The sequence below is a fragment of the Curtobacterium uvaldense genome, assembly GCF_028307415.1.
GTDB lineage: Bacteria > Actinomycetota > Actinomycetes > Actinomycetales > Microbacteriaceae > Curtobacterium.
The window spans coordinates 1-20793 of sequence record NZ_JAQMHU010000025.1; the positions used below are offsets into that span (position 1 = coordinate 1).

At 73.7% G+C, this 20793-nt stretch carries 20 protein-coding genes; 15 read left to right on the plus strand and 5 right to left on the minus strand.

Going from position 1 to position 20793, the window contains the following annotated elements; genetic code table 11:
• Nucleotides 1-103: 103 nt before the first annotated feature.
• Nucleotides 104-1009 (minus strand): NAD-dependent epimerase/dehydratase family protein, encoded by a 906-nt coding sequence (locus tag PIJ49_RS13235; protein WP_271826809.1) that lies wholly within the window; start codon nt 1007-1009, stop codon nt 104-106.
• A 94-nt stretch (nt 1010-1103) separates the two neighbouring features.
• Here PIJ49_RS13235 and PIJ49_RS13240 point away from each other — a divergent pair, with 94 nt between their 5' ends.
• The 3 genes from PIJ49_RS13240 to PIJ49_RS13250 all read left to right on the plus strand — a co-directional run bounded on the left by PIJ49_RS13240 (nt 1104) and on the right by PIJ49_RS13250 (nt 4263).
• Nucleotides 1104-1676, plus strand: a complete 573-nt coding sequence (locus PIJ49_RS13240) for a TetR/AcrR family transcriptional regulator (protein WP_271826810.1) — start codon at nt 1104-1106, stop codon at nt 1674-1676.
• 67 nt (nt 1677-1743) lie between these two features.
• The gene (locus tag PIJ49_RS13245; RefSeq protein WP_271826811.1) at nt 1744-2955 is read left to right on the plus strand and encodes an acyltransferase family protein; all 1212 of its coding nucleotides are present in this window, start codon (nt 1744-1746) and stop codon (nt 2953-2955) included.
• 126 nt (nt 2956-3081) lie between these two features.
• Complete coding sequence (locus tag PIJ49_RS13250) at nt 3082-4263, plus strand: FAD-dependent oxidoreductase (protein WP_271826812.1); 1182 nt, start codon at nt 3082-3084, stop codon at nt 4261-4263.
• 86 nt (nt 4264-4349) lie between these two features.
• Here the strand turns inward: PIJ49_RS13250 and PIJ49_RS13255 are convergent, their stop codons facing one another.
• Together PIJ49_RS13255 and fdhA are read right to left on the minus strand one after the other, a co-directional pair.
• Nucleotides 4350-5216 (minus strand): UbiA family prenyltransferase, encoded by an 867-nt coding sequence (locus PIJ49_RS13255; protein WP_271826813.1) that lies wholly within the window; start codon nt 5214-5216, stop codon nt 4350-4352.
• A gap of 94 nt (nt 5217-5310) precedes the next feature.
• Nucleotides 5311-6531 (minus strand): formaldehyde dehydrogenase, glutathione-independent, encoded by a 1221-nt coding sequence (gene fdhA / locus PIJ49_RS13260; protein WP_251154445.1) that lies wholly within the window; start codon nt 6529-6531, stop codon nt 5311-5313.
• A gap of 189 nt (nt 6532-6720) precedes the next feature.
• Here fdhA and PIJ49_RS13265 point away from each other — a divergent pair, with 189 nt between their 5' ends.
• A complete protein-coding gene (locus PIJ49_RS13265; RefSeq protein ID WP_251154444.1) occupies nt 6721-7569 on the plus strand; it encodes an aminoglycoside phosphotransferase family protein in 849 nt (282 codons plus the stop codon).
• A 12-nt stretch (nt 7570-7581) separates the two neighbouring features.
• Here the strand turns inward: PIJ49_RS13265 and PIJ49_RS13270 are convergent, their stop codons facing one another.
• A complete protein-coding gene (locus PIJ49_RS13270) occupies nt 7582-8067 on the minus strand; it encodes a GNAT family N-acetyltransferase (RefSeq protein ID WP_271826814.1) in 486 nt (161 codons plus the stop codon).
• A gap of 40 nt (nt 8068-8107) precedes the next feature.
• Between PIJ49_RS13270 and PIJ49_RS13275 the strand changes: the two genes are divergently transcribed.
• Nucleotides 8108-8557, plus strand: a complete 450-nt coding sequence (locus PIJ49_RS13275) for a bleomycin resistance protein (protein WP_271826815.1) — start codon at nt 8108-8110, stop codon at nt 8555-8557.
• A 217-nt stretch (nt 8558-8774) separates the two neighbouring features.
• Here PIJ49_RS13275 and PIJ49_RS13280 read toward each other — a convergent pair whose 3' ends face one another.
• Nucleotides 8775-9689, minus strand: coding sequence for a DMT family transporter (locus PIJ49_RS13280; protein WP_271826816.1), 915 nt, complete (start codon nt 9687-9689; stop codon nt 8775-8777).
• Nucleotides 9690-9760: 71 nt separating this feature from the next.
• On the opposite strand from PIJ49_RS13280, the gene PIJ49_RS13285 reads away from it, so the two are divergent.
• The 10 genes from PIJ49_RS13285 to PIJ49_RS13330 all read left to right on the plus strand — a co-directional run bounded on the left by PIJ49_RS13285 (nt 9761) and on the right by PIJ49_RS13330 (nt 20782).
• The gene (locus PIJ49_RS13285) at nt 9761-10609 is read left to right on the plus strand and encodes a LysR family transcriptional regulator (protein ID WP_271826817.1); all 849 of its coding nucleotides are present in this window, start codon (nt 9761-9763) and stop codon (nt 10607-10609) included.
• A gap of 71 nt (nt 10610-10680) precedes the next feature.
• Entirely contained in the window at nt 10681-11880 is a 1200-nt protein-coding gene (locus PIJ49_RS13290; RefSeq protein WP_271826818.1) for a sensor histidine kinase, read from the plus strand.
• Nucleotides 11868-12575 (plus strand): response regulator transcription factor, encoded by a 708-nt coding sequence (locus PIJ49_RS13295; protein WP_251154440.1) that lies wholly within the window; start codon nt 11868-11870, stop codon nt 12573-12575. Before PIJ49_RS13290 ends, PIJ49_RS13295 begins: the two co-directional genes overlap by 13 nt.
• 33 nt (nt 12576-12608) lie before the next feature.
• On the plus strand, nt 12609-13421 hold the full coding sequence (locus tag PIJ49_RS13300; RefSeq protein ID WP_235426369.1) for a fructosamine kinase family protein: 813 nt from the start codon (nt 12609-12611) through the stop codon (nt 13419-13421).
• Between the two features lie 55 nt (nt 13422-13476).
• Complete coding sequence (locus PIJ49_RS13305) at nt 13477-14229, plus strand: HAD family hydrolase (protein WP_271826819.1); 753 nt, start codon at nt 13477-13479, stop codon at nt 14227-14229.
• Between the two features lie 56 nt (nt 14230-14285).
• The gene (locus PIJ49_RS13310; RefSeq protein ID WP_271826820.1) at nt 14286-16517 is read left to right on the plus strand and encodes an ArnT family glycosyltransferase; all 2232 of its coding nucleotides are present in this window, start codon (nt 14286-14288) and stop codon (nt 16515-16517) included.
• Nucleotides 16518-16569: 52 nt separating this feature from the next.
• Nucleotides 16570-17292 (plus strand): response regulator transcription factor, encoded by a 723-nt coding sequence (locus tag PIJ49_RS13315; protein ID WP_066655996.1) that lies wholly within the window; start codon nt 16570-16572, stop codon nt 17290-17292.
• Nucleotides 17289-18908 (plus strand): sensor histidine kinase, encoded by a 1620-nt coding sequence (locus tag PIJ49_RS13320; RefSeq protein ID WP_271826821.1) that lies wholly within the window; start codon nt 17289-17291, stop codon nt 18906-18908. Before PIJ49_RS13315 ends, PIJ49_RS13320 begins: the two co-directional genes overlap by 4 nt.
• 112 nt (nt 18909-19020) lie before the next feature.
• On the plus strand, nt 19021-19371 hold the full coding sequence (locus PIJ49_RS13325; protein ID WP_271826822.1) for a hypothetical protein: 351 nt from the start codon (nt 19021-19023) through the stop codon (nt 19369-19371).
• Nucleotides 19372-19447: 76 nt separating this feature from the next.
• Nucleotides 19448-20782, plus strand: a complete 1335-nt coding sequence (locus tag PIJ49_RS13330; protein ID WP_271826823.1) for a glycosyltransferase — start codon at nt 19448-19450, stop codon at nt 20780-20782.
• Nucleotides 20783-20793 lie beyond the last annotated feature (11 nt).

Below are 20793 nucleotides of genomic sequence, written 5' to 3' on the forward strand. Positions count from 1 at the left end.
GCCGAGACTCGGCCATGCGGACAGATTCGCGGCGGTTGCGTCGCGAAACTGTCCGCTGTGCCGAGTCTCGCCACCGTGGTGACGAGCGCGGCGGACGCGGCCGTCAGCGCGCGGCGGCGTGTGCGTACGCCCCCGCGGCGATGTCCTCGAGCAGGGACGGCCCGACGGGCTCCCACCCGAGCAACTCCTGCGTCGCGGTCGACGACGCCGACATCTCCGCGCCGAAGAACCCGCCGATGAACCCGAAGTGCGCCGACGCGTCCGACGGGTCGATGCTCGTGACCGGCAGCCCGAGCGCGTCGCCGATCGCTGCGGCGATGTCCCGCGTGGGGATCCCCTCCTCGGCGACGGCGTGCAACCGTGCGCCCGCGGGGGCCTGCTCGAGACCGAGCCGCACCATGCGGGCGGCGTCGGTCACGTGCACGGCCGCCCAGCGGTTGCTGCCGTCACCGATGTAGCCGGACACCCCGCGCTCGAGCGCGACCCCGGCCAGGTACGCGACGAAACCGTGGTCGCCGACGCCGTGCGTCGTCGGGCTGAACCGCGCGGCGATCGTGCGGACCCCCTGGTCGACGAAGTCGAGCGCCCGGTTCTCGCTGCCGCCGCGGGGGCTGTCCACGCCGGTGAAGGGAGACGGGTCCCGCTCCTCGGCGGGACGACCCGGAGCCAGCGCCGCGACCCCGGATGCCACCACGAACGGTCGGTCCGTGCCGACGAGGGCGCTCGCGAGGGTCTCGACGGCGGCGCGCTCGGTGGCGTTCGTCGCAGCCTGGTCGGACCAGTCGTGCTTGTTCGCGAGGTGCAGGACCCCCTCGGCACCGGCCGCACCACGGGCGAGCGCCCCGAGGTCGTCGAGGTCGCCGCGCAGGACCGTGACGCCCTTCGTCTCGAGCGCCGCCGCCGCCGCGTCGGAGCGTGCGAGGCCGGTGACGTCGTGCCCAGCGGCGAGCAGGTCGTCGACGGTGTGGGAGCCGATCCATCCGGAGGCCCCGGTGACGAACACGTGCATGAGTGGTCCCTTCGTGGGTGCCCGCAGCCTGATGTCACGGACTGACATCACCGTAGCACTCGATGTCAGCGACTGTCATCAGTAGGATCGTCCCATGGCACGATGGCGATCGGGCACCCGGGAACGACTGCAGGCGACCGCGCTGCAGCGCTTCGCCGAGCACGGCTACGACGAGACGACCGTCGCCGAGATCGCCGCGGCGGCCGAGGTCACCGAACGCACCTTCTACCGGCACTTCGCCGACAAGCGCGAGGTGCTGTTCGCCGGGCAGGACGACTTCACCGGCATGTTCACCGACCCGATCGCCCAGGCGCCCGTGGGGACACCCGCCCTCGCCCTGGTCGGCCGCGCGCTCGACTCCGCGGCCGCGTTCTTCCCCGACGACCGTCGCGCGTGGTCCCGGGCACGGCAGCAGGTCATCGACGCCGTCCCCGCACTGGGCGAGCGGGAGCTCGGCAAGCTCGCGACCCTGAAGGTCCACCTGGGCGGCGCACTGCGCGCACACGGGATCGACGAGCCGGCGGCCACGATCGCCGCGGAGACGGCGGTCACGGTGTTCCACCTGTCCTTCACGCAGTGGATCACGGACGGCGAGGACCGCGACTTCGCGGCGATCGTGCACGAGCGGCTGGACGCACTGACCAGGATCCTGCACCCCGGATCTTGAGCGTCCTCTTACCCGGACAGGGCAAGCTCGTCGTCATCCGTTCGAACGATCCTCACAGGGAGGAAGCGTGGCGACGAACACCCTCGCCCCCGAGCACGCCCGCTCGGTCGACCGCAGCACACCGGTCGGCCGTGGGACCCGTGCTGCCCGGCCGACGCCGCCACCGCCGCTGACCCGCCGCGCTCCGGCCCTCGACGGGCTCCGGACGATCGCCATCGCCATGGTGATCCTGTACCACCTGCACGTGCCGCAGTTCGAGGGCGGCTTCATCGGCGTCACCGTGTTCTTCGCCCTCTCCGGGTTCCTCATCACGACGCTGCTGCTCGGTGAGCACCGGAAGACCGGACGCATCCGTCTCGGGACCTTCTGGCTGAAGCGTCTGCTCCGGCTCTACCCGGCCCTCGTCGCACTCGTCGTGGTCGGGCTGGTCCTGTGGAACTGGGTCGGTGACTACAAGGGCGCCTCGTTCAGCCCCGGCGAGGCCGCGTTCATCGCACTGACCTACACCGGCAACCTCTTCCGCTCCTTCTGGGACACCACGCAGGGCGTCTTCGCGCACACGTGGTCGCTGTCGATGGAGGAGCAGTTCTACCTGGTCTGGCCGCCCGTCCTGGTGCTGCTCTTCCTGGTCCGCTCCCGTCGACGCTGGCTCATCGTCGGGCTCGGCGCGGTGATCGTGGTGTGCTCGGTCGTCGCCGGCCTGGTCTACGCGAAGCCGAACAGCGGCGCGACGCCCGACGTCTACTTCTCCCCCGTGCTCGGGGTCGTCCCGCTGGCGACCGGGTGCCTGCTCGCACTGCTGCTCGACGACGAGCGCATCCGCACGTGGGCCGCCGGGATCGCCGGGCACGTCGCGACCTGGGCCGGGATCGTCCTGCTCGCCGGGACCATGCTGTGGATCGGCGACGACTGGGCACAGCACGCCTGGACCTTCAGCGTCGTGCTGCCGCTCACGGGTGTCGTCTCCGCGGTGCTCATCGGCGGGCTCGTGTCGGTGCGGTCGCCGCTGTCGGCCGCACTCGCCTGGTCGCCGGTCTCGTGGTTCGGTCGGCGTGTGTCGTACGCCGCGTACCTCTGGCACCCGCTCGTCATCGCGCTCCTCGACCCCTTCGCCGTCGGGCCGTGGGGCAAGGTGCTCATGATCGCGGTCGCCGTCGTCGTGGCGGTCGGCGCCGCGTACGCCGTCGAGGTCCCCGTCGAGAAGGCACAGAAGCGCTTCCGCGAGGCCCGTCGACTCGCCGCCGAGGACCGCGCCGAACGCGCACGCGTCACCACCTGACGAGGTCGGCGAGCGTCCGCCGACGTGACGCACCGTCGGACGGGAGGCCCGTGGCGCGCCCGCCACGCGCCTCCCGTCCGGCGACGCCTGGGTGGGTCGTCGTGACCGTTCCGTAGGCTCGCCTCCGTGACCACGGAACGCGTCGACGTGCTCGTCGTCGGGGGCGGGCCCGTCGGCCTGTTCGCCGCTGCACTCCTCGAGCGGCTGGGCGTCACGGTCGCCGTCTGGGAGCGGCGCGACACCGAGCCGACGGGCTCGCGCGCGATCGGGATCCACCCGCCGTCGCTCGACGCCTTCGCCGCGATCGGCCTGGACACCGCGGTGCTCGCCGAGGCGGTGCTCGTCCGCACGGGCGTGGCCCGGAGTCGCGGACGGGAACTCGGGACGCTGTCGTTCGACCGTGCCTCCGCGACGCACCCGTACGTCGCGACGCTCGACCAGCACCGCACCGAGGCGCTGCTGCGCGACCGGCTCGCGTCCGGGACGCTGCGGACGGGCACGACGGTGACCGCCCTGTCCCGCCGCGTCGGGGACGTCGTGGCGCACGGTGTCGGACCCGACGGTGCCCCGGTCGTCGTCGAGGCGGCCTTCATCGTCGGCGCGGACGGCGCCCGGAGCGCGGTGCGGGACCTGGTCGGCATCGCGACCTCGGGCCGCGACTACCGCGACCGGTACGTGATGGGCGACTTCGCCGACCCCGAACCCGAGCAGGCCCGGTCGTCAGCACTGGTCGACGTCGGACCGGAGGGCGTCGTCGAGTCGTTCCCGCTGCCGGGTGGCAGGCGGCGGTACGTCGCCCTCGTGCCGGACGACCGCACCGCACCGGCCGGTGGCGCACCGGACCCGGACGCCGCCACCCGTCTCGCCGCGATCGTCGCCGGGCGCACCGGTGCACGGCCCGACCCGGCGACGTGCACGATGACGAGCGGCTTCCGCGTGCGGCGGCGAGAGGCGTCGCGCGTCGGCGTCGGACGGGTGGTGCTCGTCGGGGACGCCGCGCACGAGATCAGTCCGATCGGCGGCCAGGGCATGAACCTCGGCTGGCTCGACGCCGCCGCGCTCGCGCCACTGCTCGCCGAAGCCGTCCGTTCCGGCACGGGCGGACCGTGGCAGGAGTCCGCGAACGGGTACGCCGTCGGGCGGCAGGCCGCGGCGCGGCGGGCTGCTCGGCAGGCGGAACTGAACATGGCGCTCGGGCGTCCCACGGGCGTGCTCGGGTCGGTGGGGCGGGAGGCGCTGCTCCGCACCGTGCTCGCGCTGCCGAGCGCCGACGGGCTCGCCGGGGTGTACGCGATGCGGTGGGCCTGAGTCAGCCGGTGCCGGTGCCAGTGCCCGTGCCGGTGCCAGTGCCCGTGCCCGTGCCAGTGCCAGTACCGGTGCCGCTTCCGGTGCCGTCAGGCGACGAGTCGGGCGCCGGCGACGCCGAGCTCGACGACGAGCACGAGCGAGGACGCGATGACGAGGCGGAACAGTGCCCGCGTCGGACGACCGGCGAACACGAGGCGGATCCCGACCACCGCGAGCACGACGACCACGAGGGCTCCGACGACCGCCAGGACCGTCCCGGCCGTGCCGACGCCTCCGCCGGCGACCTGGCCGCCGAGCACCAGCGCCGCCGCGACGACGAGCGACCCGAACGCCAGCGTCCCCGCGCCCCGGAGCCCCAGCCGGTGGGGGAACCCACGGACGCCGGTCGCCTCGTCGTCGAGCAGGTCCGGCAGCACGTTGGTGCAGTGGATCGCGACGCCGAAGACCGCTCCGGTGGCGATCGCCCACCACGCCGGCCACGAACCGTCGCCCCCGGCAGCGACGGACACGACCGGCAGCAGCCCGAACGCCACCACGAACGGCACGACGGACCAGACCGTCCGCTTCAGTCCGGCGTCGTAGGCCCAGCCGGCCGCGACGAGGACGACGTGGGCGACAGCGGCGACCGGCCCCAGGGCGAGCGACAGGAGCACGGCGACACTCGCGGTCGTGACGGCCGCGGTCCGGACGGTCCCGACGGCGATCAGTCCGCGGGCGACGGGCTTGTCACTGCGGCCGACGGCCCGGTCGCGGTCGACGTCGATCCAGTCGTTGGCGAGGCCGATCGACAGCTGCCCGGCCACGACGGCGAGCGCCACGAGCACGACGAGCCACCACGGGTGCCCGACGGCCGCGGCGATCACCGCGGCGAGGACCGTCACCGTGACCGTCGGTCCGGGGTGTGACGACGCGAACAGCAGGCGGACGGTCGAGGGCCGGCGGGTGTCGCTCACACCGGCGAGCGTACGGACCGGTGGCTGCGCGAGTGCGACGACGGCCACGGTCCGCGCCGCACCGGGTGTCGATGCGACGCGGACCGTGCGGTGGTCAGGCCGCCGGGATCAGGCCGTTCGGGTTCAGCACGTACTTCGTCGCGGCACCCTTGTCGAACTCCTCGTACCCGCGAGGGGCCTCGTCGAGTCCGATCGGCTTCGCGTTGACGTTCTTCGCGATGCTCGTGCGGTCGTGCAGGATCGCCATCATCAGCTGCCGGTTGTACTTCATGACCGGGCACTGCCCCGTCGTGAAGGACAGCGACTTGGCCCACCCGGTGCCGAGGCTGAGCGACAGGGCGCCCTTCTTCGCGGCCTCGTCGACGCCGCCCGGGTCACCCGTGACGTAGAGCCCGGGGATGCCGAGTGCGCCGCCGGCGGCCGTGACGTCCATCAGGGAGTTGAGCACGGTGGCCGGGGCCTCGTGTCCGGCACCGGAGCCGTGCCCCTTCGCCTCGAAGCCCACGGCGTCGATGCCGCAGTCCACGAGGGGTTCACCGAGGATCTGGTCGATCTGGTCGGCCGGGTCGCCCTTCGTCAGGTCGACCGTCTCGCACCCGAAGCTGCGCGCCTGCGCCAGCCGGTCGGCGTTCATGTCCCCGACGATCACCACGCTCGCACCGAGCAGGAACGCGCCCGTCGCGGCGGCGAGACCCACCGGCCCGGCGCCGGCGACGTAGACCGTCGAGCCGACCTCGACCCCGGCGGTCACCGCACCGTGGAAGCCGGTCGGGAAGATGTCGGAGAGCATCGCGAGGTCGAGGACCTTCTCGAGGGCCTGGTCGCGGTCCGGGAACTTCAGCAGGTTCCAGTCGGCGTAGGGCACGAGCACGTACTCGGCCTGGCCGCCGACCCAGCCGCCCATGTCGACGTAGCCGTAGGCGCTGCCCGGGCGGTCCGGGTTCACGTTGAGGCAGATGCCGGTCTTCCGCTCCTTGCAGTTCCGGCACCGCCCGCAGGCGATGTTGAACGGCACGGAGACGATGTCCCCCACCTTGATGAACTCGACGTCCGGACCGACCTCGACGACCTCGCCGGTGATCTCGTGCCCGAGCACGAGGTCCGTCGGAGCGGTCGTGCGGCCGCGGACCATGTGCTGGTCGCTGCCGCAGATGTTCGTCGCCACGGTGCGCAGGATCGCGCCGTGGTTCACCTTGCGTCCGACGTTCGCCGGGTTCACCCCGGGTCCGTCCTTGAGCTCGAACGTCGGGTAGTCGGTGTCGATGACCTCGACCTTCCCGGGTCCCTTGTACGCGACTGCGTGGTTGCTCGCCATGTGATCCTCCTCGACCGGTCGGCGGCGGCACGTGCGGGGAGCGCGCAGCACTGCGGTGCGCTCCTCGTCCCGTCGAGGGGCCGTCTCCGTCGACGGGTGATCCGGACTGTACCGCCCGTGTCCGAGGGCGACAAGGACGGTGCGCGACTACCGGATGACCACTCGTCGCGCACGTGCCAGGATGGCGCCGTGGGGTGGGACGACAGCGGGCTGAGCCCGGCGCAGGCGGCGTTCGTCGCGCAGGTGCTCCCCGGGGCGTCGATGGTGGCGGACGAGTCGTGGGGCCTCCTCGACACCCGGGTGCTCCACGTCCGGAACGGTGCCGGGGAGCACACCGTGAAGGCGTCCGGACCGGAGAACACGCACTTCCCACGGGAGCTGACGGCGCACCGGCAGTGGACCGGGGCGCTCCTCCGTGGTGACGACACGGGCCGTCTGGTCGCCGCGGACGCCGAGAGCCGTGTGCTCGTGCTGGAGCGGGTCCCCGGGCACCTCGCGCTCGGGACCCCCGACGAGACCGCTGCGACCGTGCACCGACAGGCAGGCACGATCCTCCGACGGCTCCACGACCAGGCGGCCCGCACCGATGCGGAGTACCTGACGGCCGAGACCGCGAAGGCACTCCGCTCCCTCGACGCCCCGCACCGCATCGATCCGCAGCTCGAGGACCGCGCGCGGACGCTGCTCCGGTCGTCGACCCCGCACGCCGCGACCCTGGTGCCGACGCACGGCGACTGGCACCCCCGGAACTGGATCGTGCAGGACGGCCGACTGCGTGCGATCGACTTCGGTCGCTTCGGGTTCCGCCCGGCCGCAGCGGACCTCACCCGCCTGGCGGTCCTGCACTGGGAGGACTCCCCCGAGCTCGAGCACGCGTTCTTCGCGGGCTACGGGTCCGATCCTCGTGACACCGACGACTGGCGCTGGCTCCAGCTGCGTGAGGCGGTCGGGACGGCCGTGTGGGCCTTCGCGGTGCACGACGAGCGCTTCGAACGACAGGGGCACCGGATGCTCGAGAACGCCCTCGCCGCCTTCTGACCCGCCGGAGGTTCAGGCGGACGTTCCAGCGAGGCACCTCCGGTACCAGCGGTCGGAGTACGGCTCGTCGTTGAACGGCTCGACCCGTTGGTAGCCGAGCCGCTCGTACAACGCGCAGGCCTCGGCGAGCTCCCCGCGGGTGTCGAGCTGGACCGTGTCGACGCCCCGCTCCGCGCACACCCGCTCGACGGCGCGGACCATGAGTCTCCCGACGCCCCGTCCGCGGGCCTCGCCCAGGGTGAACACCTTGGTCAGTTCGGCGACGTCCCCGCGGAAGCGCGCGCCGGCACACGCGACCGGTACCCCGTCGTCGAGGGCGACGAGGAGCACGCCGGTCGTGCCCGTGAGGTCGTCGGAGGGCTCGTCGTGGAGTGCCTGGTCGACCTCGTCCTCCGTCGCGGGCCGGCCGTACCACCGCGAGGCGACCTCGGACGTGTACCGGCGGAGGATGCTCGCGGCGGCGGGCGCACCGGGGAGCACGGTCTCGATCGTCAGCACGGGGCGAGCGTACTGCCGCGGACGGTGCCACGATGGTCCCGTGCCGGACACCCTCGACCCTGCCCTCGTCCCGGAGCTGCTGGTCGAGGACCTCGACCGGAGTCTCGCCTTCTGGTGCGGAGCGTGCGGGTTTACCGTCGCCTACGACCGTCCCGACGAGCGCTTCGCCTACCTCGTGCTCGGGTCTGCGCACGTGATGCTCGAACAGGTCGGGATCGGCCGCAACTGGGTGACGGGTCCGCTCGATCGACCGTTCGGCCGGGGCATCAACCTCCAGGTCACCGTGCCCGACAGTGCTGCGATCGCCGACCGCCTCGACGCCGCCGGCGTCCGGCTCTTCATGCGGCCCGAGACGAAGTGGTACGACCTCGGCGCCGAGGAGGCGGGGGTCCAGCAGTTCCTCGTGCAGGACCCGGACGGCTACCTGCTGCGCTTCCAGTCCTCGGTCGGCAGACGCCCGACCGCACGCCGCTCGGACCGGAACAGCTGAGCGAGCCCGGGGCTGATCGGTCCTGGTGCGCCTGGCCGTTCTGGGCGTACCTGGTCGATCCGGGCGTACCCGGCCGTTCCGGGCGTACCTGGTCGATCCGGGCGTACCTGGTCGTCCGTTCCCACCAGGTACGCCCGGTTCCACCTTCCATCGCAGCCGCTTTGGGAAAGAACGGGCAGCGCCCCGCCCCGCCCCGCCCCGCCCCGCCCGAGCGACGTCAGGCGGCGGCTGCAGCCCGCGGGGCGCTCCGCCGCCGCCCGCGCAGCACCCCGGACGCCAACGCGATCCCGAGCAGCACCACCACCCCACCCACGGGCTCGTTCCACCGCAGCGGCTCCCCGAGCACGAGGACCCCGAGCGCCACCCCGACCACCGGCGTCAGGTAGGTCACGGTCGAGGCACGCCCCGCGCCCCACGCGCCGACCAGGCGCGTGTTCCACGCGTAGGCCAGCCCCGTGCCCACCGCACCGAGCGCCACCATCGCGGCCACGATCCTCCAGTCCAGGTCCACCGGCCCGGTCGCGATGACCGGCGCGACGAGCAGCATGAGCAGCGCCGCCAGGGTGAGCTGCACCGTCGCGACCGTCGTCGGGTCCTGCCCGCTGCCGACGCCGAAGCGCCGGAGCCACGCCAGTCCGATGCCGTAGGACGCGGTCATGCCGAGCAGTGCGACCTGGCCGGGGACGGTGGCGAGCACGGCGGGGTCGCCGACCAGGTCCCACGGACCGACGAGCACGAGGACACCCACGATCCCCAGCACGACGCCGCCGAGCTGGCGGCGGCTGAGCCGTTCGGACGGCACCAGCACCGCGAGTGCGAGGAGCGTCATGATCGGAGTCGTGGCGTTGTAGATGCTCGCCAGACCCGACGGCACGGTCTGCTCGGCCCACGCCATGAGCGAGGACGGGACGGCGTTGAGGAACACCGCGACGACGAACAGGTGCCCCCAGACGCGCCGCTCGCGCGGCCACCGTCGACGGGTCGCGAGCAGCACCACGACGAGCGTGAGGGCTCCGAGGACCGTGCGGACGGTGGCGACCTGCTGCGGGGCGAGCCCCTCGAGCCCGATCTTCGCGAAGAAGAAGCTCGAGCCCCAGGTGAGGGCGACCAGGACGTAGAGGAGGGCGTTCACGAGCGCTAGCATCGGCCTTGAACGGCACATGTGTCGAACGACTGACCTGCATGACGGCATGAAGGACACGCATGACCCTCTCGATCCCGCAGCTCCGCGCCTTCGTCGCCACCGTGGACGCCGGCTCCTTCACGGGCGCGGCCACCACCCTCGGCGTCGGCCAGTCCGCCGTCTCGCACGCCGTCGCAGGGCTCGAACGCGAGGTCGGCGGGCCCGTGGTCCGGCGCGGCGGCGCAGCGGTCGCCACCCCGCTCGGCGACCGCATGCTGGCCCACGCCCGCAGCGTGCTCGCCTCGGTCGACGCCCTGGAGGCCGTGGTGCGGCCCGCCACGATCCGCGGCACCGTGCGCCTCGCCGCCGTCCCGACCGTCTGCCAGGGCCTGCTACCGCGGCTCCGCGAGCTGTGGGCAGTGACGCTGCCGGACGTCGACGTGCAGGTCTACGAGGGTGACGACGACGAGATGGCCGAGTGGCTCGAGGGCGGCACCGTGGACGCCGCCGTGCTCGTCGACCCGGTGCCGGCACCCGACGGGAGCGTGGTCGTCGCGCGGGACGAGATGGGCGCGGTCGTCCGGCGCGACCACCCGCTCGCGTCGAGTACTGCGCTGACGCTCGACGACCTGCACGAGGACGGGCTGGTCGCCGGCGGCGGAGGCTGCGAGCACCAGATCCAGCGGATGCACGAGCTCGCCGGGCAACCGTTCCGCTGGGCACACCGCGTGCGGGAGATGAGCACGATGTTCGGGATGATCCAGCGGGGCGAGGGGGTGTCGATCGTCCCGACGCTCGGGCGGGTGATGCTGCCGGACGACCTGGTGATGCTGCCCGTGGAGCCGCGGTACGTGCGGACACTCGTGCTCAGCGGACCGGACTCGCGGCCGTGGCACCCGTTGGCCCGGGCCCTCGTCGACGCGGTGTGACCCCGGCCGCCGCCGTTTCTCCGACCTTCGGCCGATCCCGCGCGGGTGCCGGGGTTCCTAGGCTCGGAGCCGTGACCTCGACCGTGCTCCGTCCCGTGCCCCTCGGCCGACGCGTGTGGGCGCAGTCGTGGCGACTCGTGCTCGCGGCACTCGTCGGGCTCACCGCGTTCAGCGCGATCTGGTCGACCCTCGACACCACACGGTGGAGCGAGGCCCGGCTCGGTGCGGCGTTGCTCGTCGACCTCGCGGTCGGGCTCACCGCGCTCGTCCTGGTCCCCTTCCGGCACCGGGCGCCACTGCTCGTCGGCGTGCTCGTCATCGCCGGCAGCACCGTGTCCACCTTCGCGGTCGGCGCGGCCGTCCTCGCGCTGGTCTCGCTCGTCACCCGGCGGCGCCCGGCCGAGATCGCGATCGGGAGTGCGGCGTTCGTGGCCGCCTCGATGTTCAGTGAGGGGCTGTACCCGGTCGAGGACGCCACGCCACTGTGGCAGGTGCTCGTCGCGGCCGTCGTGCTCACCGCCCTGCTCGTCGCGATCGGCATCGCGATCGGGCAGCGGCGGGCCCTGCTCGACGGGTTGCGCGAACGGGCCACCCTGCTCGAACGCGACCAGCAGCTCCGCGAGGACCGCGCCCGGGAGCAGGAGCGGGCGCACCTGGCCCGCGAGATGCACGACGTGCTCGGACACCGGTTGTCGCTCGTCGCCCTGCACGCCGGGGCGCTCGAGTACCGCGGCCGATCGCTGTCACCCGACGAGACGGTCGAGGCCGCCGGGGTCGTCCGGGCCGAGGCGCACGCCGCACTCACCGAGCTCCGCGACGTGCTCGGCGTGCTGCGGGAACCCGGGGACACCGCCGCGCTCGCCGGAGCCGCTCCTCCGCAGCCGACCCTGCGCGACCTCCCCGCGCTGCTCGACGAGGCGCGGTCCTCGGGCGCCGTGGTGTCGGCGACCGTCGACGAGGCCGTCACCGCCGCGCCGGACACCGTCGGGCGGCACGCCTACCGGGTGGTGCAGGAGGCGCTGACGAACGCCCGCCGACACGCTCCGGGGCAGCCCGTCACCGTCACGGTCGACGTGCTCCACGGCCCGGCGCTGCGCGTGCTGGTGGGCAACCCGGCGGTGGGACCCGCGAGCACCGGCGACGGCGCTCCCGGCGGTCACGGCCTGCGGGGCCTGGCGGAACGGGCCCGGCTCGTCGGTGGGACCTTCACGGCCGGTCGCGACGACGACGGCACCCACGTGGTCGAGGCGGTGCTCCCGTGGACGGCGTGAGCGCACCGATCCGGGTCGTCCTCGTCGACGACGACCACCTCGTCCGGGCCGGGCTCCGACTGCTCCTGAGCGGCGACGACGGCATCGAGGTCGTCGGCGAGGCCGGCGACGGACTCGAGGCCGAGGGCGTGATCGCCTCCGCAGCACCCGACGTCGTGCTCATGGACATCCGGATGCCCCGCTGCGACGGCCTCGTCGCCACCGAACGGGAGCTCCGGAAGCAGCCGGAGCTGGCCGTGCTCGTCCTGACCACCTTCCAGGACGACGACCTCGTGCTCGGAGCGCTGCAGCGGGGCGCCCGGGGCTTCCTGCTCAAGGACACCCCGCCGCACGACCTCGTCCACGCGGTCCGGACGGTCGCCGCCGGGCGGTCGATCCTGTCGCCGTCGGTGCTCGACCGCGTCATCGCCGTCGCGGCGAGCGCCTCGACCGGGACGGAAGGTGGGACGGCCGCCGTCGCGACCGCCGCGGCCGACGGGGCCACCGAGCGCGCGCTCCTGGCCACCCTGACCGACCGCGAGACCGAGGTCGCCCTCGCCGTGGCCGCCGGAGCCTCGAACGCACAGATCGCCGCGGACCTGTTCGTGAGCCTGGCCACCGTGAAGACCCACGTGGGGCACGTGTACGAGAAGTTCGGCGTCGACAACCGGGTGCAGCTCGCCCTGGTCGTGCACGCCGCCCGCCGCGGAGCCTGAACACCCGTCGGGCACCGTCGGCAGGATGGACCGGTGCCCGAGATCCACGTGAAGACGTTCCGCGACCCCGACGAGGCGACCGCCGAGGCCGCCGGACTGGCCTGGCTCGCCGAGGCCGAGGAGACCGGCGGCACCCGGATCGCCCGCGTGCTCGACCACCCGGAGCCGACCGTGCTCCACCTCGAGCAGATCCGCGACGGCAGCCCGACGCGTGCACAGGCCGAGCGCTTCGGTCGCTCGCTCGCACGCACCCACGCCGCCGGTGCCGACCACTGGGGTGCACCCTCGCCCGGGTTCCCGACCCGCGGCGGCCTGCGGATGGGTCGGTCGCGGACGCCGTTCACGAGCGCCGCCGACGCGCCGGCCACCTGGGGCGCGTTCTTCGCCGAGTACCGCATCCGGGACTTCGTGCAGCGCATCGTCGACCGCGGTGGCTTCGACGCTGCCGAGGCCGCGGTGTTCGAGCGCGTGGCCGACCGGCTCGAGGACGGCACGCTCGGCTCCCCGCAGCCCCGGCTCGTCGGCGACGCTCCGGCGCGCATCCACGGCGACCTCTGGGCGGGGAACGTCCTGTGGCACACGGACTCCTCGGAACCGACCGGTGCGGTGCTCATCGACGCAACGCCGCACGGCGGGCACGCGGAGACCGACCTGGCACTGCTGGCGCTGTTCGGACTCCCCCGGCTCGAGTCGGTGCTCGCCGGGTACGACGCCGAGTCCCGCTTGGCGGACGGCTGGCAGGAGCGTGTCGAGCTCCACCAGCTCGCGCCGCTGCTCCTGCACGTGTACCTGTTCGGCGGCTCGTACACCGACCACGCCCTGCGCGCCGCCCGCCGCTACGCCTGACGCCGCGGGGCGTCCACAGCGGCGGGGACGCAGGTGTGTCACCTACGCTGGCGCGATGGCGGTGGAGCAGACGGGTGGCCCGGTCCTCGCGTTGTTCGACGTGGACAACACGCTCGTGCACGGCGCGAGCGCCTTCCACCTGGTCCGTGGCCTCCGGGCCGCCGGACTGATCACCCTGCGCGACATCGTCAGCGCCGGGTGGAAGCACGCGCGGTTCAAGGTGCGCGGGGAGGACGACCGGCACCTCGCCGCGGCGCAGACCCGCGGGCTCGAGGTCATCACCGGCATCACCGTCACCGACATGGCCCGGTTGGCCGACGACGTGTGGGAGCGCCACACGGAACCGAGCGTCTGGCCGGAGACCGCCGCGCTCGCGCGGGAGCACCTCGCGAAGGGCCACCAGGTCTGGCTCGTCACCGCGACGCCGACGTTCCTCGCCGACGTGATCGCGCGGAGCCTCGGCCTGACCGGTGCCCTGGGCAGCGTGTTCGAGGTGCAGGACGGCGTGTACACGGGCCGCCTCGACGGCGCGTTCCTGCACGGCGAGCAGAAGGCCGTCGCCGCCCGGGCGCTCCTGGCGAGGACCGGTGCCGACCCCGCGATCTGCTGGGCCTACTCGGACTCGCGGCACGACATCCCGCTCCTCTCGCTCGTCGGGAACCCCGTCGTGGTGAACCCGGACCAACAGCTCGCGACACACGCGCGCACCGCTGGGTGGCCGTCGATGCGGCTGCAGCGCGCGAGCATCCGCCAGGCCCGCCGACGGGTCCGCCGCGAGGCCGCCTCCGGCACCGTGCAGCGCTCTTAGGGAGCACCGAGGGAACACATCGGATCGGCCGACCCGGACCGGCGATCGTCGTCGACATGACCACCTACCCGACCCCCGCGACCGACCGTCCGGGCCGCGCCCACCCCGGTGGGAGCACCGCCGCCCGGGTCCGTCGACGCCAGCCCCTCGTCCGCCTGTTCGCCGGCGAGCGCGAGGACGCCCGCTGGCTCCGCCCGGCGTTCTGGGCGCTCCTCGTCCTGACCGCCGTCGTGTACCTGTGGGACCTCAGGATCTCCGGGTACGCGAACAGCTTCTACGCCGCCGCCGTGCAGGCCGGCACGAAGTCCTGGGAGGCGTTCTTCTTCGGCTCCCTCGACTCGTCGAACTTCATCACCGTCGACAAGCCCCCGGCCTCGCTGTGGGTGATGGTGCTGTCCGCCCGGGTGTTCGGCTTCTCGTCGACCAGCCTGCTGCTCCCCCAGGCGCTCATGGCCGTCGGCTCCGTCGCCCTGGTGTGGGGCACGGTCCGGCGGACCCTCGCCCGCCTCGGTGCGACGACCGCGAACGTCGGTGCGCTGCTCGCCGGCTTCGTCGTCGCCGCGACCCCGGCCGCCGCGCTGATGTTCCGCTTCGACAACCCGGACGCGCTCCTCGTCCTGCTCATGACCGCGGGCGCGTACTGCACCGTCCGGGCGCTCCCGAGGGGCAGCTGGCGGTGGATCGCCCTCGCCGGTGTCGCCCTCGGCTTCGCGTTCCTGACGAAGATGCTGCAGGGCCTGCTCGTCCTGCCGGCGTTCGGCCTCGTGTACCTGTTCGCCGCACGCACGAGCTGGGGCCGGCGCGCGATCGGCCTCGGCATCGCTGCGGTCTCGCTCGTCGTGTCCGCGGGGTGGTGGGTGGTCGCCGTGGCGCTGTGGCCCGCGGAGTCGCGCCCGTACATCGGTGGGTCGACGGACAACACGGTCCTCGACCTGGTGTTCGGCTACAACGGCCTCGGTCGCATCTTCGGCGGCTCGGGCAACGGCGGCGGCGGGGGCGGCACGGGCGGAGGCGGCACCGCGGGCTCGTCGTTCGGCGGTGCGACCGGGTTGGACCGCCTGTTCTCGTCCGAGATGGGCCTCGAGATCTCCTGGCTCCTGCCCGCCGCGCTCGTCGCGCTCGTCCTCGGCCTGGTGGTCGTCGGTCGTCGGCACCTCGCCGATCCGGCACGCGCCGGTCTGGTGCTGTGGGGCGGCTGGCTGATCGTCACCGGTCTGGTCTTCTCGTTCATGTCCGGCACGATCCACCCGTACTACACGGTCGCGCTCGCCCCGGCGATCGCCGGCCTGGTCGGCACCGGTGGTGCGCTCCTCTGGCACGCCCGCGAGCGTGTCACCGGTCGCCTCGGCCTCGCCGCGATGGTCGGCGGGACGGCGTTCTGGAGCTGGTGCCTGCTGAACGAGGACCCGACCTGGCTGCCCTGGCTCCGATGGGTGGTGCTCGCCGGGGGGCTCCTGTCCGCCGCGGCGATCGTCGTCGGCAGCGTGCCCACCCTCCGGAAGGCCGTCACCGTCGGCGTCCTCGCCGGCACCCTGTTCGGGCTGACCGGCACGACCGCGTACGCGCTCGCCACGACGACCGTCGCGCACTCCGGGTCCATCCCGAGCGTCGGCCCGGCGGGCAGCGGCTCCGGTGGGACGGGCGGCGCAGCAGGATTCCCGGGCGGCGGTGGCGGTGGACAGCCGGGAGGCGCGGGAGGCCCCGGCGGGTCGACTGACGGCACGCAGACGGACGGCTCGCAGGACGGTGGCGGCCCGGGCGGGCAGGGCACGCAGCAGGACGGGACGGACGGCTCCCGGCAGGGCCCGGACAGCGGCGGGCAAGCGCCGACCGGCTCGGCTCCTGCGGGGACGGGCGACGGCGTCCCGACGACGCCGGGCAGTTCCGGCTCCGGCGACGCGATCTCGGAGGACGGTGCCCCGACCGGCGGCGGGATGGGCGGTGGCGGCGCGTCGACGTCGTCGGCACTGACGAAGCTGCTCGCCGCCTCGGACGCGAAGTGGTCGGCCGCGGTGAACGGCTCGCAGTCGGCCGCGCAGCTCGAGCTCGACACCGACACCGCCGTGATGGCCATCGGCGGCTGGTCGAGCGACCCCGCGCCGACCCTGGCCGAGTTCCAGGCCTGGGTCGCGGCCGGTGACGTCGGCTACTACGTGTCCTCGGGCTCCGGCGGCGGGATGGGTGGCGGCTCGTCGACCGCGAGCGCGATCCAGGAGTGGGTCGCCGCGCACTACGAGGCGACCACGGTCGGCGGCCAGACCGTCTACGACCTGAGCGCGTCGAAGTGACGGCATCGACGTGACCGACGACGAGGACACGGCGGTGGCTAGGCTCCGGTGCATGGCGGACCGACCACTCCGACGCACCGACGGCAGCCCCGTCCGGGTCCTCGTCGTCGACGACGAGCACGCCTTGGCCGATGCCGTCGCCCTCGCGTTCGAGGGCGACGGCTGGGCCGTACGGGCGGTGCACCGCGGACGGGACGTGCTCTTCGCGGCGCGGGAGTTCCTGCCCGACGTGGTCGTGCTCGACGTGATGCTGCCGGACATCGACGGCTTCGAGGTGCTCGAGCGGCTCCGGGACGCCCGGGACCCCGTGCGGGTGCTGTTCCTCACCGCCCGGGACGCCCCCGAGGACCGGCTCGCCGGACTCACCGGCGGCGGCGACGACTACCTGACGAAGCCCTTCGGCATCGACGAGCTGCTCGTCCGTGCCCGCATCCTGGCCCGGACCGCACCGCAGGTGGTCGCGGCACCGGGGTCGTCCGCGGTCGTGGTCGGCGACCTCCGGCTCGACGAGGAGGACCGCTCGGTGCTGCGCGACGGCGAGCCGATCGAGCTCACGCCGACCGAGTACGAGCTCCTCCGCCACCTCGCCCGGAACGCGAACCGGGTGCTGTCCCGCGAGCAGATCCTGGCGAGCGTGTGGGGCATGGACTTCGGCACGTCGTCGAACCTCGTCGACATGTACGTCTCGTACCTGCGGCGGAAGCTCGACGCCGGACGCGAGCCGATGCTGCAGACGGTCCGGGGCGCCGGCTACGTGCTGCGGCCGACGCCGTGAGCCGTCCCGACGGGGCGGGGCGTGCCTCCCGACCGGTGCGCACCCCGTCGCTGCGCTGGCGGATCGTCGGAGCCGTGGCGCTGCTGCTCGTCGCGACGAACGTCGTCGTCGGCGCGGTGACCGTGATCGCGTACCGCGAGTACCTGGTCGGACGGCTCGACGCGGAGCTGGCGACGGCGGCGGGCCGGACCCCGGGCGGGCAGCCGCCGTCCGGACCGCCCCCGGAGTCCTCCGGCGGTCAGCAGGACCCGGACAACCGGTTCATCGGGGCGCCGGGGCAGGCGGCCGACACCGTCGTGGCGGTCCTGCGCGACGGTGACGCCGTGCTCGCCGGGTACACGGACGGTGCCGGCGAGCAGCACGGTCTCAGCCGAGCGCAGGAGACCGTGCTCGCGGACGTCGCACCGGATGCGACCCCCACGACGGTCTCGCTGGGGTCGCTCGGGGCGTACCGGGCGCAGGCGGTCACCCGCGGCGGCGACGTCTTCGTGACGGCGCTGCCCCTCGGGGACCTGCGCGCGTCGGTCGTCCGACTCGTCGTCGTCATCGGGAGCACCACGCTGCTCGCACTCCTCGTCGCGGCGTGGGCGCTGACCCTGGCCGTCCGACGATCGCTGCGGCCGCTCGAGCGGGTCGCCTCCGTCGCGTCGAGCGTCACCGCGCTGGACCTCGAACGCGGCGACGCCGACATCGCCGCCCGGGTGCCCTCCGCGGACCTCGTGGTCAGCCGCGAGGTCGGACAGGTCGGCACCGCGCTCAACCGGCTGCTCGGCCACGTCGGCCGCGCGCTGACCGTCCGACGGGACGCCGAGCGGGGCATGCGCACCTTCGTCGCCGACGCCTCGCACGAGCTGCGCACGCCGATCGCGACCGTCCGCGCCTACGCCGAGCTGTCGGCCGGTTCGCAGGACGTCGCAGCGCTGCAGCGGAACGCCGAACGGATCGGCCGCGAGGCGGTGCGGATGGGCGACCTGGTCGAGGAGCTCCTGCTGCTCGCCCGGCTCGACGCCGCGACACACGACGGCGCGGCACCCGACGCGGCGACACACGACGGCGCGGCGCCCGACGGCCCGGTGCCCGACGCCGCGGCCCTCGCCGCCCGGCCCGGGACGGTGCACGAGGAGGTCGACCTCACCGCCACGGTGGTCGAGGCCGTGATGGACGCACGAGCCACCGCACCCGACCACCGGTGGATGCTGCAGCTCGCCGACGACCACCCGCTGACGGTGTCCGGCGACCCGGGGCAGCTGCGGCGCGCCGTCACGAACCTGCTCGCGAACGCGCGGACGCACACCCCGGCGGGGACGACCGTCGTGGTGTCGCTGCAACGGGTCCCGCGCACCGGGGGCGACGAGGCCGCGACGGGTGGGCTCGCACGGCTGGTCGTGGCGAACGACGGACCCCCGATCGACGCCGAGGTCCTGCCGGTGCTGTTCGACCGCTTCACCCGAGGCTCGTCGTCCCGCTCGCGGGAGCACGGGACGAGCGGCCTCGGACTGGCGATCGTCCGCGCGGTCGTGACCGCACACGGTGGGAGCGTCCGGGTCGTGTCGGAGCCGGGACGGACCGCGTTCACGGTCGGCCTGCCGGAGGTCGGCAACCGATCCGACGCCTGACGATCCCGGTGCACGATCACCGCGGACCGCGAACCAGGATCGTCACGCGTACCCGCTCCCGCTTCCTCGTCTGCCACGGGTACGCTGCGGGCACCGGCGGAAGGGGAACGCGATGGACCAGCGACACGGCGACCTGCGGGACGGCGACCTGCGCAGCGGCGACCTGCGGGACGGTGACCCGGGCGGGACGGACCAGCGGTTCACCCGCCTGCCGGAGCGTGCCCGACCCGAGGACCTGGTCGTCGAGGTCCCGGCGTTCGAGGACGACCGACCCCAGCCCGAACCCGAGCCGCCGGCCGCCGCCCCCGAGCTCGTCGCCGCGACCCGCTTCGCGCAGACCTCGCACGCGATGCCGACGATCCGGCGGACGCAGACGCGCGCGGGGCTCTGGATCGCGGGCGTGCCGATCGCGGCGCTCGCCGTCGTCGCGATCGTGCAGATCGTGCTCGGCGTCACCGGCTGAGCCCTCCGACCGCTTCTTAGGGGCACCACAGGGTGCTGCTGCGGTCCGCATCGACGCGCTGCCGAGCCTGGGCGGCATGACGGAAGCAGCCACCCCCCACGACAGCAGCACCCCGCTCGACAGCAGCACCGCGCTCGACATCGACATCGTCGTGCCCTGCCACGACGAGCAGGGCACGCTCGCCGCCCACGTCCGACGTCTGCACCACTTCTGCCGGACGTCGTTGCCGCACACCTGGCGCATCACGATCGCCGACAACGCCTCGACCGACGACACCGGGCGCATCGCCGACGACCTCGCCGCGATGCTGCCCGAGGTGCACGCCGTCCACCTGCCGCTCAAGGGTCGCGGCCGCGCCCTCAAGGCGGTCTGGGCAGCATCCCCGGCCGCCGTGCTCGTCTACGTGGACGAGGACCTGTCGACCGACCTCGCGGCGCTCGAACCGCTCGTCGCACCGCTGCTCTCCGGCCACTCCGACGTGGCGATCGGCACGCGGCTCGCGGGGTCCTCCCGGGTCGTGCGCGGCGGCAAGCGCGAGTTCATCTCCCGCTCGTACAACCTGCTCCTCCGCAGCACGATGGGCGTGTCGTTCTCCGACGCCCAGTGCGGGTTCAAGGCGATCACCCGCCAGGCCGCCGACCACCTGCTGCCCCTCTGCGAGGACGACGCGTGGTTCTTCGACACCGAGCTCCTGGTGCTCGCCGAGCACGCGGGGCTGCGCGTCCACGAGGTCCCGGTCGACTGGGTCGACGACGTGGACTCCTCGGTGCACATCGCGTCGACCGCAGCCGAGGACCTCAAGGGCATGTGGCGGGTCTCCCGGGGGCTCGCGACCGGGCGCATCCCGATCGACCCGGTGTACGACGCCATCGGCCGGCAGCCCTTCACGACACCGCACGTGGGGATCGTCGGTCAGCTCCTGCGCTTCGGGACCATCGGCGTGCTGTCCACGGTCGCCTTCGCGCTGCTCTACGCACTGTTCCGGCCCGCGATCGGTGCGCAGACGGCGGACTTCCTCGCGCTGCTCCTCACCGCGATCGGCAACACCGCTCTGAACCGCCGCTTCACCTTCGGAGTCCGAGGGCGGGCGGGGGCCGGCGTCCACCACGTGCAGGGACTTGTCGTGTTCGGCATCGCCTGGGCGATCACCGCCGGGTCGCTCGTCCTGCTGCACACGACCGTGCCCGGGGCGTCGCACGGCGCCGAGGTCCTGGTGCTCACCGGCGCGAACCTCGTCGCGACCCTGGTGCGCTTCGTCCTCTTCAAGGCGTGGGTGTTCCGTACGAGGCGGCGTCCCGTGCTCGTGCGCCCCGGCGGCCCCACGGCAGCCGTCGCCGACGCTGCCGGCCCGATCGCGACGACGGCGACCGCCGCGGCGGCGGCCCGGCGGGTCGACGAGCCGGCGGCCTGAGCCGCCGCAGC

Bases quoted from the DNA above. Each gene is read 5' to 3' on its own strand.
- PIJ49_RS13235 (WP_271826809.1), bottom strand. From the start codon at position 1,009: ATGCACGTGTTCGTCACCGGGGCCTCCGGATGGATCGGCTCCCACACC.
- PIJ49_RS13240 (WP_271826810.1), top strand. From the start codon at position 1,104: ATGGCACGATGGCGATCGGGCACCCGGGAACGACTGCAGGCGACCGCG.
- fdhA (WP_251154445.1), bottom strand. From the start codon at position 6,531: ATGGCGAGCAACCACGCAGTCGCGTACAAGGGACCCGGGAAGGTCGAG.
- PIJ49_RS13285 (WP_271826817.1), top strand. From the start codon at position 9,761: ATGACCCTCTCGATCCCGCAGCTCCGCGCCTTCGTCGCCACCGTGGAC.
- PIJ49_RS13305 (WP_271826819.1), top strand. From the start codon at position 13,477: ATGGCGGTGGAGCAGACGGGTGGCCCGGTCCTCGCGTTGTTCGACGTG.
- PIJ49_RS13310 (WP_271826820.1), top strand. From the start codon at position 14,286: ATGACCACCTACCCGACCCCCGCGACCGACCGTCCGGGCCGCGCCCAC.
- PIJ49_RS13315 (WP_066655996.1), top strand. From the start codon at position 16,570: ATGGCGGACCGACCACTCCGACGCACCGACGGCAGCCCCGTCCGGGTC.
- PIJ49_RS13325 (WP_271826822.1), top strand. From the start codon at position 19,021: ATGGACCAGCGACACGGCGACCTGCGGGACGGCGACCTGCGCAGCGGC.
- PIJ49_RS13330 (WP_271826823.1), top strand. From the start codon at position 19,448: ATGACGGAAGCAGCCACCCCCCACGACAGCAGCACCCCGCTCGACAGC.